A 12,914-nucleotide genomic window follows, 5' to 3' on the forward strand; every position below is an offset into this window, starting at 1 on the left:
GGCAGTGCGCCCCCTCTCCCGCTTGCGGGGGAGGGCTGGGGTGGGGGCGCCGCACGGCGCGCTGCCCGAGCGGATAGAGTTCCCCCACCCGGATCGCATCTGCGATGCGATCCGGCCTCCCCCGCAAGCGGGGGAGGCTCTCCCGCTCGCCATCCGCGATCGAACGAGGTCGTTCACCCATGACCACACGCACGCTGCTCGGCATGCTCACGCCGTCGTCCAACACCGCGCTGGAGCCGATCACCTCGGCGATGGTCGCGAGCCTGCCCAACGTCTCCGCGCATTTCTCGCGCTTCAAGGTCACCGAGATCGCGCTCTCGTCCGACGCGCTCGCGCAGTTCGACATTTCCAACATCCTGCGCGCCGCCGAGCTGCTGGCGCATGCCAAGGTCGACGTCATCGGCTGGAACGGCACCTCGTCCGGCTGGCTCGGCTTCGAAGCCGACATCAAGCTGTGCGAGCAGATCACGGCCGCGACCGGCATCCCTGCGACCACCTCGATGCTGGCGCTGAACGAGATCCTGGCGGCGGCGAAGGCCACCTCGCTCGGCCTCGTCACGCCCTACCGCGACGACGTCCAGGCGCGCATCATCGCCAACTACGACAAGCTCGGCATCGCCTGCCGCGGCGACCGGCACCTCAACCTGCAGGACAATTTCTCCTTCGCGGAGGTGACGCCGTCCGAGATCGAGACCATGATCCGCGAGGTCGCGCGCGAGAAGCCGGATGCGATCGCGGTGGTCTGCACCAACATGCGCGCCGCGCCGCTGGTCGCGCGGCTCGAGCTGGAGACCGGCATTCCGATTCTCGACACCATCGCCACCGTGGTATGGAAATCGCTGAGACTGGCAGGGGTCGATGTCAGCGGCGTCAGCGGGTGGGGATCGCTGTTTCAGAAATTCGCTTGAATCTGGACTAGGGAGAGCGCGTCACATGGCTGCCTTCGACACCGTCATCCGCAACGGCACCGTCGCCACCGCGAGCGATACGTTCAAGGCCGATGTCGCCATCAAGAGCGGCCGCATCGTCGCGATCGGCGAGGCCATCACCGATGCCGACGAGATCGTCGATGCCACGGGCCTGCTGGTGCTGCCGGGCGGCATCGACAGCCACGTCCATATCAGCCAGCCCTCCGGCCCCGGCATCGTCATGGCCGACGATTTCGAGAGCGCGACGCGCGCCGCCGCCTTCGGCGGCAACACGTTCGTCATGCCCTACTGCCTGCAGGAGAAGGGCCAGCCCTTGCGATCAGCGCTGAAGGACTATCACGCGCTCGCCGACAAGGCCTGCTACGTCGACCACTCCTTCCATCTCATCATCGCCGATCCCACCGACGCCGTGCTCGGCCAGGAGCTGCCGGCGCTGGTCGCCGACGGCTATTCGTCGCTGAAGATCTTCATGACCTATGAGGGGCTCGCGCTCAACGATTACGAGATCCTCGGCGTGCTGCAGGTCGCGCGCGAGCAAGGCGCGCTGGTGCAGATCCATGCCGAGAACTATGACGCCATCCGCTTCCTCACCGACCGCCTGGAGCGCGCCGGCAAGATCGCGCCGTACTATCACGGCAAGTCGCGCCCGATTCCGGTCGAGCGCGAGGCAACCCATCGCGCGATCTCGCTGGCCGAGCTGATCGACGTGCCGATCGTCATCGTCCACGTGTCCAACCGCGAGGCGATGGAGGAGATCCGCCGCGCGCAGGCGCGCGGCCTGAAGATCCATGGCGAGACCTGCCCGCAATATCTGGTGCTGACGGAGGAGGACATGCAGGGCCTCAACATGGAAGGCGCCAAATATGTCTGCTCGCCGCCACCGCGCGACAAGGCCAGCCAGGAGGCGTGCTGGGAAGGCCTGCAAAGGGGTGTGTTCTCGCTGTTCTCGTCGGACCACTGCCCGTTCCGCTACGACGACGAGGCCGGCAAGCTGACGCCGAAGGGCCGCACCAGCTTTCGCTGGGTGCCGAACGGCATCCCCGGCGTGGAGACCCGGCTGCCGATCCTGTTCTCCGAAGGCGTCAGCAAGGGCCGCATCACCCTGAACCAGTTCGTCGCCTTCACCGCCACCAACCATGCCAAGACCTACGGCCTGAAGGGCAAGGGCTCCATCGCGATCGGCTACGACGCCGACATCGCGCTGTGGGACCCGGCGAAGACCGCGAAGATCAGCCAGTCCGGCCTGCACCACGGCTCCGACTACACGCCCTATGAAGGCATCGAGATCACCGGCTGGCCGGTGGCGACCATGCTGCGCGGAAAATTCGTCGTGCGCGACGGCGAGTTGATCGGCGCCAAGGGCAGTGGCCGCTACGTCACCCGCGGCAAGCCGGGCGGCCTGGCCTGAGCGGCCTGAGCGCGCTCTCTCGACGCGTCGTTGCGAGCGAAGCGAAGCAATCCAGAGTCGTGAACGGGACTCTGGATTGCTTCGTCGCTGCGCTCATCGCAATGACGAGTTGGACACAGGTGCCCACCCTCCCCTGGACGGCAGGGCGATCGCATATGACGAATGCGACAATCGCGGCAGCGACGCCTGCCGGCTAGTTACTCCGTCATGCCCGGGCTTGTCCCGGGCATCCACGTTGCTCCCAGGGCGCCGGACGACGTGGAAACAGACGAGAGCAATACGTAGGGGGCCATATGCGATCGCTCTGCCCGGGAGGGTGAGGCTACGCGCGTCGTCCATCCGGAAAGCTTCCTCGCCAATCCATCCCATTTACCTCATGTGTGGGTAGTCTGTCCCCCACCCCGGCTCTCCGGAGGAGGGTGAGCAGCGATCCGGTCGAGCCACTGCTCTCCCGCACCGCACCATCTTCCCTCGCGACCTCCGACTAGCCACTTCTTGTTCCGGATGTGTCGAACCCTTGTCACAACCGCACGACATATCCTTGTCAGACAAGGAGTGCCGCCATGCCCGCGCTTGCCTTTTCGAACAATGATATTGCCGTCATCGCCTGGACCTTCGATCGCCGTCTCGACGGCTGTCTCGGCTTCGCCATTCATCGCATCGATCTCGCCGATCACACCGACACCGTGCTGCCGGCGCTGGCACGGTTTGCCGGGCAGACCGCGGACAAGCTCACCACCGAGCAGGCGCCGATCCAGAAGTTCTGGTGGAAGGATCTGTTCGCCAAGCGCGGCGGCACCTACAAATATCGCATCGTGCCGATGGCCGGCACGCCCGGCCAGGCGCTGACGCCGCTCGAAGGCGTCGCGCCGCTGGAGAGCAATCCGGTCACGCTGACGCCGGAGCGGCCGCCGTTCCACGTCTATTTCAACCGCGGCATCACCGCGACCCAGGCGCTCAGCCATGCGCTGAACGACAAGCCGAGCGTGTCGGCGCTGGCCCCGCACATCCTCGATCCTGCCGATCCCATTCGCATCCGCCTGATGGGCCAGCTTCAAGACGGCCTGACCTCGCTGCTGGCGCGCGCCGATGCCGGCGGCGGCGCCATCCATGCCGCCCTCTACGAGCTGAACGATCCCGACGGCCTCGAGAAGCAGCTGCACCAGAACCCGAACAGCCGCACGGTCATCCTCGGCAACGAGCAGGGCAAGGACACCGACGACGCCGACGCCGAGAACCGCGCCGACCTCAAGTCCGCCGGCGTCACCGTGATCGACCGCATCCTCGGTAAGGGCAGCATCCCGCACAACAAGTTCATGGTGCTCACCGAGAACGGCAAGCCGAGCGCGGTGCTGTCCGGCTCGACCAACTGGACCTCGACCGGCCTGTGCACCCAGACCAACAACGCGCTGGTGGTGGAGAGCCCAGTGTTGGCGCAGCGCTATCTCGGCTATTGGAACGCGCTGAAGGCCGACGTCGACGCCGCCGCCGGCGACAAGTCGGCGCTGCAGTCGAAGACCTTGCGCGACTTCGCCCGCGCCAACAATGCCGACGCGATCCAGGCGCCGGTCGACCTGGGCCACGGCGTCACCATCGAGCCGATGTTCTCGCCGAACACGCCGGGCAAGCTCGGCAAGAATCCCGATACGCCCGGTGACATGGGCCGCGTGTTCGAGCTGATGCGATCGGCCAAGCACGCCGTGCTGTTCCTGGCCTTCGATCCCGGCAACAACTCGATCCTCGACGTCGCCGGCCAGTTGCTCAAGGACAAGCCCGATCTGTTCGTGCGGGGCGCGCTGACCAGCCCGGTGCGCGCGACGAACTTCTCCGCCGCGCTGCATTCCGGCGGCCATTCGGAGGTGCCGGCGGAGGAGGGAGCGGACGACACCGCGCCCCAGGTGACGGTGGTCGGCGAGGCCGGCAAGCCGAAGAAGCCGGGCGCCAAGGGCAGCATCGATTTCCGCGCCGTGCCGGCCGGCGCGGTGCAGGACGCGTTCGGCAAGTGGGAGAGGGAGCTCGGCAAATACGGCTTCGCCATCATCCACAGCAAGATCGTGGTGATCGATCCGTTCAGCGACGACTGCGTCGTCGTCACCGGCTCGCACAATCTCGGCTTCCGCGCCTCGCACAACAACGACGAGAACATGCTGATCATCCGCGGTCACCGCGGTCTCGCCGAGGCCTATGCCTGCCACGTCCTCGACCTCTACGACCACTACGCCTGGCGCTTCCTCTTGCAGCAGCACCCGGAGATCTTCGGCAAGCCGCTGCAATCCGACGACACCTGGCAGGACCGTTACATCAAGGGCGCGGATGAGAAGTCGCCGGAGCTGCGGTTCTGGCTGTCGGCGGCGGGTGGCGGCGGGGCGGTCGAAACGCCACCGACGCCGAAGAAGCCCGCCAAGCCAACCGGCACCACCAAGCCGGCCAAGACACCGGCTGCGACGACGAAGCCCGCGAGGCCGTCGACCAAGCCGGCCAAGAAGGCCCAAAAGAAGACCGCCGCTGCAGCCAAGACCTCGGCCGGCCGCAAGACAAGCACGACAAAGAAGGTCGCGAAGAAGGCGTCGAAAACGGCAAGCCAGCGTGCCGCCTCAGCGAAGAAGGCGAAGGCCAAGGCGACCAAGACGGCGGCCAAGCGTCCGGCGAAGAAGACCGCGACCAAGACCGCCAGGCGAGCCAAGACGAGCGCCAAGAGGAAAGGGCGCTGAGCGTTGCGCCCGCGCTGAACCGTCGCCGCGCAGACGAGGCCATGGGATCGTGATGCGAGTCCGCGGGATCGCATCATGATCTCGTCTCTTGCCCGAAGCGGATCGCGGGCACACGAGCGTTCCAGTCCTCAGAGCATGATCCAAAAAAATGGAAACCGGTTTTCCGAAAAGATCATGCTCTAGCCGTCTTGAAGCGGGCTCAGTAGGCCGTCCATCCGCCATCCGTCGCGTAGAACGCGCCGGTCAGGTTCGACGCCTCGGGCGACAGCAGGAACAGCATCACCGCGACCTGCTCCCACACGGTGGCCGGACGATGCCTGGGATCGGCATAGCTGAGGATCGAGTTTGTCTTCAGCCGTCCCATGCCGCCGTCGGCCGGCGACCGCTGCATCTTGGCCGCGACGGCCTGCGCGGCCCGCGCGATCATCGGCGTGTCCGTCGCCGCCATGTTGACCGAGTTGATGCGAATGCCGTGGGGCGCGTAGTCGACCGCGGCGTTGGCGGTCAATCCGTTGACGGCGTGCTTGCTGGCGACATAGGCCGGATTGCCGGCCAGTCCGGTCAGGCCGGCGATCGAGGCGACGTTGACGATCGCCCCGCCGCGCTTCTGCGCGACCATCTGCCGCAGCTCGGCCCGCATGGCGCGGAACACGCCGGTGGCGTTGGTGGCGAGGACATTGTCCCAATAGGCATCGGAGGCTTCGTGGATCGGCGCGAACAGCAGGTCCTTCTGCTTGTCGTAGTCGAACGCCTCGCCGGAAAATACGCCGTCCATGACGCCGGCATTGTTGATGGCAAAATCCAGTCCGCCGAATTTCTCGACCGCCCGCCTGACCATCATGTCGCAGGTGTCGCCCTTCGCGACATCGCCGACGAGAAATTCGATCGCGCCACCCTCGCGCTGGATCATGGCCGCCGTCTCGCGCGCCGTGTCCGGCAGCCAGTCGATCCCGACGATGTTGGCGCCCTCGCGCGCCGCCCGCAGCGCGGCGGCGCGGCCCATGCCGCGGGCAAATCCGGTGATGGCGATCGTCCGTGACTTGAAGCGATCCTTGATGAAGTAGTCCGGATCGATCGGGCTGATCGCGAGGTTGGCCGGGCCGACGGGCTCAGCCGCCTCAGCGCCTCCCGGAAGCAGTTGCGCCAGCGGAATCGTCACGGCCCCCGAACCCAGGCTCTGCAACATGCTGCGGCGATCCATCGACATCTCCCCTCAGAAGCTGATCCGGGCCAGCGACATCGCGCTGAACCACGGGCGGGTGTTGCCGGCAACGGCCTGGCTGACGCCGGACAGCGGCGCCGTCAGCGCGACGCCCGACTGGAACATCACGTTGCGGCTCATGAAATACTTCACCGTCAAATTGACCTCGTAGCCGAGCAGATGCCTGGCCAGCGTCGAGGTGGTGCCGCCGATATTGTTGAGCTGCTGCGCCTGGAACAGCCAGGCCTGCGGCACGAGCTCCCATTGCGGCGCCGGCCGCAGGATCGCCTGCAGGCGATGGGCGATCAGGTTGGTGTCCTGAAACAGCTTGTAGTGGTTCAGCCCCTGCACCCATTCCTCGCCGGTGCCGCCCGACAACAGCGGATCCCAGCGCTCATAGGTCCGCGTCGCCGGATTGTCGCCGCTGAATCCGGACAGCCGATAGCTCAAAGTGGGGCGCCACAGCGCCTCGTTGAAGGTGTAGCCCGCCTCGACATAGCCGCCCCAGGCGCGCATCGGAAACGCGTTGCGGTCGTTCCATTGCAACGCCAGCTCCGTCTTCGCATAGGGACCGGACGCGCCGATGGCCGGCGTCCAGTAGTAGCGCACGTCGGCGACCTGCAGCCCCTGGCGCGTGCCCTGCGCCGTCGCCGTGTACCAGCCGTAGTCGGAGCGCGGCACGGTCAGATAGGTCAGTCCGAGCTGATGCGGCGTGCCCAGGCCCGTCTCGAGGTTCGCGCCGGCGATGACGGTGTGGGTATCGATCGCCGGCAGCTCGTCGGGGGCGAGACGGAAGGCCTCGAATTTCGTGGTGTTGTAGCGAGCCTGCGCGAGGAACAAACTGTCGGCAGCCCAGCGCGGATTGAGCTGCAGCGCGGCGCGGTCAAAACCGTTGGCTGCCGTGATCCTGATCAGCATGCCGTCGGCAATCTGGAACGGCTGCCGTCCGCCGGACAGGTTGATCACCAGCCGCGAGCCGTCGTCGCCCGTGATCCCCGTGACGAGGCCCGCATAGGCGTCCTCGATCGCGCCATGGCGGCGCGGGCCGGTGACGAACAGGTCCGTGCCGGTCGAGCCGCTGGCCAGATAGGAGAGGCTGCCATAGGCATAGATGTTGTTGCCGACCGGTCCGATGCCCTGCAGCCCGCCCTCCAGCGCGGCTTCGCCGAACGACGACCAGCCGGCGCCGGCCGGTCCCTTGGCGAGTGGATTGGCGCCGACGAAGGCCTGCGGCCGGCCATACCAGGCATCGTGATTGGCGTAGCCGAGCGTCGCGGCCGTCAGCTTGAGCTTCAGCAGGCTGTCGTCGCCCTGATGAAGATAGGGGAAATCGACGCGGCCCGGATCCGCCTGCGGCCGGTCGCCGACGACGACGCTGAGCTCGACCGCAACGCCGCCGGTGTTGCCGTCGACGTAGTTGATCGAGGCCGTGGCCACGCCGGGGATGCGCTTCACCTTGGCGAGCCCGAAATCGACCATCAGGTCGTGAAGCTGCGACCCCGGATAGATGTTGAGTGCCCGCCGAATGCGATCCTCGAACGCGACCCGCTGCGCCCCACTGGGCACCACGCCCGACAGCACCAGACGCACCGACTCGATCGGCCGGTTCTCGAACGTGGGCCCCAGTGCCTGGGCGCCGGCGGCAGAAACGAGCAGCAGCGAGAACAGCCACGCCGCCAGGTGCGGACCGAGGCTTCCGCGCATTGGGAGACGTCTGCCGTCCGGCATGGCTCTGCCACCAGCTCATTGCGTGATCCGATGATCGGCGAGGCCAAGGTAGCGCGATTGATCTTGATCAACCAGAGCGAAATGTGCCGCAGGCCACCCATCCGGTCCGCGCCGCTGCAGCGAGAGCGACCGGACGGACTCATGGACGTGCTTTTGGCGAGGCTCGCCGTTGGAGGAGGATCGCGCGGTAGTTTTCCGATAGTTTTCTGCAGCGTCACCGTAATCAAGGAGTGCCGCTAGGTCCGCGGCTCTTCCGAGACTCTGAGATCATGATGCGGGTCCGCGGGATCGCATCATGATCTCGTCTCTTTGCTCGAAGCTGATCGTGGGTGAACAATCGTTCCAGTCCTCAGCGGACTGGAAGCGGGTTCAATAGGCCGTCCATCCGCCGTCCGTCGCGTAGAACGCGCCGGTCAGGTTCGACGCCTCGGACGACAGCAGGAACAGTATCTTTGCGACTAGCTCCTACATGGCGTCCGCGCGTACGGTGCCGCCAGCGCGACCGGCCAGACTCATGGGCCCGCCGTTACACAACGGCCGAGATGATAGTTTTGTGCAGTCGAGCAGCGTCACCGTAATCGCTGTCGGTCAATGCAAGGACCGCTAGTTTTCGTGGACGTGAAAGCCCGGTACGCGGAACGCTCCGGGCCAATCACGTGGTCGCAAGAAACGACTATTGATGCACCCGCAGGGTCCCGTCCGCGTTGTAGTCACTCTTGGGATTGTAGCCGGAATCGCGGTGCGTTCTACGATGTAGGGCAGCGTTGCTGCCGCTTACGCCCGGAGTTCCGCTATCAACCCGCAGGGTCCCGTCTGCATTGTAGTCACTCTTCGGCCCGTAGCCGGAATCGCGATGCGTTTTTGCATGTAGGGCAGCGTTGCTGCCGCTCAGGCCCGGAGTTCCGGGATTGACCTGCATATTTCCATATTGGTCGCGATCACTTTTGCTCGCCCCGACCTGCTGAGCCGCACTGGCTTTTGCATGAGTACCTTTTGCATGATGAGTACGATGTCCTGCCAAGGCCGCAGATGTAGAGACGGCGAGAATAGCAAGACCAACAGCAATGCTTCTAGCCATAGTGAACTCCTCACGTTGAAGGACCATTGATGACGGATACGCCGTCAGTGCTAGCCTGCCACGGAAATTGCTGGCCGTCTTTGATGCAACTCAAGGTAATAAGGGCGGGTGCGACGTCACGGTCCGCACACCTTTTGGCATCATTTCTTCGGCTCTGGTGCGGTGCCCGGCGGAGCCGATGTCGCTCCGCAACATGCCTCTGACGTTGGGACCGATCTCTGCGCCGCATGGGCATCGCAGGTGACTTGCGCGAAGCCGCACATGGCAGATCGTCGATCCGAAACAGGAGCGTTCGACAGGGTCTCGATCGGGAACGCAAGCCTTCACGGTGGCCGTTCGAACGGCTGGAAGAAATATGATTTCTGTTTATCGAAATTCTATTTTGTTTTTACGAAAAATGTGCTTTACTCCGCGCGTCCCGCCCCAACGAGGGGACGCTTCGCGGTCGTCACGGACGTCGGGTGTGGGATGCGATGGGCGCTTGGGATCGCAGCATGGTTCGCCGTGCCGACGAACGATCCCGGGCGCACGGTGAAGTCGCGTGGTCCTGGCCTCCCGGTGCTGAGGTCGAGCCTGCGGGCGTTGCTGATGAGCTGCCTGCGGGTGATGGGGGCAAGACAGCCGGTCCCCAGGGAGATCGCGTATAAATCGTAAAGCCATCGCGCAGGGAGGGCCGGGTGTTTCGGCCAGACCTGTGGTGACTGCCGCCTGCTTTCTTTTCTGCAGGCGGGCCACGGGCGCGGCCAGCGCCCGGCCTTCCCTGCGCCCTCGGTTAGGAGAGGGCGGTGAGAATGGCACATAGCTCGGGCGCTGGGCGCCGCGAGATCGCGAGGGTTTGGGGTGATTGGATGTGGGGCGCGATGCAGATGGCACGCGACCGCCGAAGTGCTTGTGACGTGCTGTGCTGCGAGACGCGGACGACAGTTTCTGGACGTTTGAGGCACGCCCCGTGCGGCAGTCGCGGTGAGCTCCCCTCCCCCTTGCGGGGAGGGGTTGGGGGTGGGGGTGACTTGCTCAGGACGGAGTTTGGGGCAGGCGCCCAGTATCATCGGTGCGAGCGTTGCTTTGTCAGCTTCGATGGGGATTCCATGAAGACCGTTTCCGGAGACCCCCACCCCCGACCCCTCCCCGCAAGGGGGAGGGGAGCGCACCGGTCGCGGCGCGAGAGCTCGTGTCGAACGCTCATCGAAGCCCAGAGCGTGAGCGTCCGCGTTGCGCGTTCAGCGACACGACAACACCCCCCACAAACAAAAACCCCGCCATTCGCGGCGGGGCCCAGTCTGGGAGGAGCAAGCCGTGAGGCTCGCCGGTGGACCCAGTGAAAGATCAGGCGGGGATGCGCTCGTCCATGTCGTGCGGCTCGCGCAGCACGTAGCCGCGGCCCCAGACGGTCTCGATGAAGTTGCGGCCTTCGGAGGCGTTGGCGAGCTTCTTGCGCAGCTTGCAGATGAAGACGTCGATGATCTTCAGCTCGGGCTCGTCCATGCCGCCGTAGAGATGGTTGAGGAACATCTCCTTGGTCAGGGTGGTGCCTTTGCGCAGCGAGAGCAGCTCCAGCATCTGGTATTCCTTGCCGGTCAGATGCACGCGCTGGCCGCCGACTTCGACCGTCTTGGTGTCGAGGTTGACGACGAGGTCGCCGGTCTGGATGACCGACTGGGCGTGGCCCTTGGAACGGCGGACGATCGCGTGGATGCGGGCGATCAGCTCGTCCTTGTGGAACGGCTTGGTCATGTAGTCGTCGGCGCCGAAGCCGAGACCCTTGACCTTGTCCTCGATGCCGGCGAGGCCGGACAGGATGAGGATCGGCGTCTTGATCTTCGAGACACGCAGCTGCTTCAGCACGTCGTAACCGGACATGTCGGGCAGATTGAGGTCGAGAAGGATGATGTCGTAGTCGTACAACTTGCCGAGGTCGACGCCTTCTTCGCCCAGGTCAGTCGTGTAGACATTGAAGCTTTCGGACTTCAACATCAGTTCGATCGACTGCGCGACGGCGCTGTCATCCTCAATCAGCAAAACGCGCATGCCAGTTCCCCATAGTCGCCGCTCCGGGCGTCAGGTCGGCCGCCATCTGCGGCACTCAAAACGCCTTTGAACAACTGATTCGGATCCTGACGAGAGATGGTTAACAAATCCTGATTCCCCTCCGCAAGCTCTATCCGTGCAATTTTTATCGAATCGCCGTAAGGTGTTGCGATGAAGCAGTTTTTCTTAGCCGCTCTCGTTCAAGCTCCATGTTAAGAGATGGACCTAACCGACTCTCGGATCTCACCGCTTTTTGAGGGCGGCAAAGCGAAGCACGTCAGTCACTCCAGACCATGACGTAATGATTAATGATGCGAGTAAACACAGAGTTAAGCCGACGACGCGAATCTGCCCCTACTTAAGGTTTTCGCAATGAAGGCTCTGGCCCAATGACAGCTCTCTCGCGATGAAGGCGCTTTGGCAATGAAGGCTCTGGCCGAGCAGATCAGCGACATCGACGCCGTGAACACCTATGGGCGTGTCGTCGGCGTGAAGGGACTCATGGTGGAGATCGCCGGGCCGATTCATGCGATGTCGGTCGGCGCGCGCATCGTGATCGAGACCGGCAACAATTACATCCCTGCCGAAGTGATCGGTTTCTCCGGCAAGAATGCCGTGGTGATGCCGTTCGCCGGGCTGGAGGGCGTGCGCCGCGGCTGCCGCGCCGTGATCGCCAATGCCGCCAATCAGGTGCGGCCGTCGCCGGCCTGGCTCGGCCGAGTCATCAATGCGATGGGCGAGCCGATCGACGGCAAGGGGCCGCTGCCGCAGGGCGCCTCGCCGGTTCCTTATCGGAACAATCCGCCGCCGGCGCATTCGCGCCGGCGCGTCGGCTCGCCGCTCGATCTCGGCGTCCGTGCATTGAACACCTTTCTCACCTGTTGCCGCGGCCAGCGACTCGGCATCTTCGCCGGTTCCGGCGTCGGCAAATCGGTGCTGCTGTCGATGCTGGCGCGCAACGTCGACGCGGCGGTGTCGGTGATCGGGCTGATCGGCGAGCGCGGCCGTGAGGTGCAGGAGTTCCTGCAGGACGATCTCGGCGAGGAGGGCCTCGCGCGCTCGGTCGTCGTGGTCGCGACGTCCGACGAGCCGGCGCTGATGCGAAGGCAGGCGGCGTATCTGACGCTCGCGATCTCGGAATATTTTCGCGACGAGGGCAAGGATGTCCTTTGTCTGATGGACTCGGTCACGCGCTTTGCGATGGCGCAGCGCGAGATCGGGCTGTCGGCCGGCGAACCGCCGACCGCGAAGGGCTACACGCCGACGGTGTTCACCGAGCTGCCGAAACTGCTCGAGCGGGCGGGGCCGGGCAGCGGCGAGGGCACCATCACCGGGATCTTCACGGTGCTGGTCGATGGCGACGATCACAACGAGCCGGTGGCGGATGCGGTGCGCGGCATTCTCGACGGCCACGTGGTGATGCAGCGTTCGATCGCCGAACGCGGCCGCTATCCGGCGATCAACGTCCTGAAATCGGTGTCGCGCACGATGCCGAAATCGGCCGACCCCGTATTCTTGCCGACGATCATGCGCGCGCGCCAAGTGATGGCGACCTATGCCGACATGGAGGAGCTGATCCGGCTCGGTGCCTATCGCGCCGGTTCCAGTCCGGAGGTCGACGAGGCGATCCGGCTGCACGAGCCGCTGGAGGCGTTCCTGCGCCAGCGCAAGGACGAGGTCTCGACGCTGCAGAACGGGTATCGGGAGCTGGAACAGATCCTGGGGCGCTTGGAAACGGAAAGCTAACTTTGTCGGGTAATCATCCCCTCCATGTAATGAGCCTAGTCGGCGAGCCCAGCAAGGGCGGCCGGCCCTGTCCCGCGCCGTACAC

8 protein-coding genes are annotated in these 12,914 nt (G+C 65.0%); 4 read left to right on the forward strand and 4 right to left on the reverse strand.

What is annotated here, in order from left to right; translation table 11 throughout:
- The first annotated feature begins 179 nt into the window (after positions 1-179).
- The 3 genes from ACQR0U_RS30765 to ACQR0U_RS30775 all read left to right on the forward strand — a co-directional run bounded on the left by ACQR0U_RS30765 (position 180) and on the right by ACQR0U_RS30775 (position 5,048).
- Positions 180-908, forward strand: a complete 729-nt coding sequence (locus ACQR0U_RS30765; protein WP_434842718.1) for a maleate cis-trans isomerase family protein — start codon at positions 180-182, stop codon at positions 906-908.
- Positions 859-2,337, forward strand: coding sequence for a dihydropyrimidinase (gene hydA, locus ACQR0U_RS30770; protein ID WP_434872368.1), 1,479 nt, complete (start codon positions 859-861; stop codon positions 2,335-2,337). The genes ACQR0U_RS30765 and hydA overlap by 50 nt, the downstream gene beginning before the upstream one ends.
- Positions 2,338-2,900: 563 nt before the next feature.
- Positions 2,901-5,048 carry a phospholipase D-like domain-containing protein gene (locus tag ACQR0U_RS30775; protein ID WP_434872369.1) on the forward strand — a complete coding sequence of 716 codons (2,148 nt, stop codon included), beginning with the start codon at positions 2,901-2,903 and terminating at the stop codon, positions 5,046-5,048.
- A gap of 199 nt (positions 5,049-5,247) precedes the next feature.
- On the opposite strand, the gene ACQR0U_RS30780 is transcribed toward ACQR0U_RS30775, so the two are convergent.
- The 4 genes from ACQR0U_RS30780 to ctrA form a co-directional block, all read right to left on the reverse strand.
- Positions 5,248-6,249 carry an SDR family NAD(P)-dependent oxidoreductase gene (locus ACQR0U_RS30780; protein ID WP_315752689.1) on the reverse strand — a complete coding sequence of 334 codons (1,002 nt, stop codon included), beginning with the start codon at positions 6,247-6,249 and terminating at the stop codon, positions 5,248-5,250.
- 12 nt (positions 6,250-6,261) lie between these two features.
- The gene (locus tag ACQR0U_RS30785; RefSeq protein ID WP_434872370.1) at positions 6,262-7,953 is read right to left on the reverse strand and encodes an alginate export family protein; all 1,692 of its coding nucleotides are present in this window, start codon (positions 7,951-7,953) and stop codon (positions 6,262-6,264) included.
- A 697-nt stretch (positions 7,954-8,650) separates the two neighbouring features.
- Positions 8,651-9,055 carry a hypothetical protein gene (locus ACQR0U_RS30790; RefSeq protein ID WP_434872371.1) on the reverse strand — a complete coding sequence of 135 codons (405 nt, stop codon included), beginning with the start codon at positions 9,053-9,055 and terminating at the stop codon, positions 8,651-8,653.
- Between the two features lie 1,326 nt (positions 9,056-10,381).
- Positions 10,382-11,083: a response regulator transcription factor CtrA gene (ctrA, locus tag ACQR0U_RS30795; protein WP_012046382.1), complete on the reverse strand. Its 702-nt coding sequence runs from the start codon at positions 11,081-11,083 to the stop codon at positions 10,382-10,384.
- Positions 11,084-11,506: 423 nt separating this feature from the next.
- Here ctrA and fliI point away from each other — a divergent pair, with 423 nt between their 5' ends.
- On the forward strand, positions 11,507-12,829 hold the full coding sequence (gene fliI, locus ACQR0U_RS30800) for a flagellar protein export ATPase FliI (protein WP_315714035.1): 1,323 nt from the start codon (positions 11,507-11,509) through the stop codon (positions 12,827-12,829).
- Positions 12,830-12,914: the final 85 nt, after the last annotated feature.

Origin of the sequence: Bradyrhizobium sp. HKCCYLRH3097, from assembly GCF_051167875.1 — a bacterium.
Taxonomy (GTDB): domain Bacteria; phylum Pseudomonadota; class Alphaproteobacteria; order Rhizobiales; family Xanthobacteraceae; genus Bradyrhizobium.

Excerpts from the sequence above, each read along its gene's own strand:
- ACQR0U_RS30765 (WP_434842718.1), top strand. The coding sequence starts at position 180 with ATGACCACACGCACGCTGCTCGGCATGCTCACGCCGTCGTCCAACACC.
- ctrA (WP_012046382.1), bottom strand. The coding sequence starts at position 11,083 with ATGCGCGTTTTGCTGATTGAGGATGACAGCGCCGTCGCGCAGTCGATC.
- ACQR0U_RS30780 (WP_315752689.1), bottom strand. The coding sequence starts at position 6,249 with ATGGATCGCCGCAGCATGTTGCAGAGCCTGGGTTCGGGGGCCGTGACG.
- ACQR0U_RS30790 (WP_434872371.1), bottom strand. The coding sequence starts at position 9,055 with ATGGCTAGAAGCATTGCTGTTGGTCTTGCTATTCTCGCCGTCTCTACA.
- hydA (WP_434872368.1), top strand. The coding sequence starts at position 859 with ATGTCAGCGGCGTCAGCGGGTGGGGATCGCTGTTTCAGAAATTCGCTT.
- ACQR0U_RS30785 (WP_434872370.1), bottom strand. The coding sequence starts at position 7,953 with ATGCGCGGAAGCCTCGGTCCGCACCTGGCGGCGTGGCTGTTCTCGCTG.
- fliI (WP_315714035.1), top strand. The coding sequence starts at position 11,507 with ATGAAGGCTCTGGCCGAGCAGATCAGCGACATCGACGCCGTGAACACC.
- ACQR0U_RS30775 (WP_434872369.1), top strand. The coding sequence starts at position 2,901 with ATGCCCGCGCTTGCCTTTTCGAACAATGATATTGCCGTCATCGCCTGG.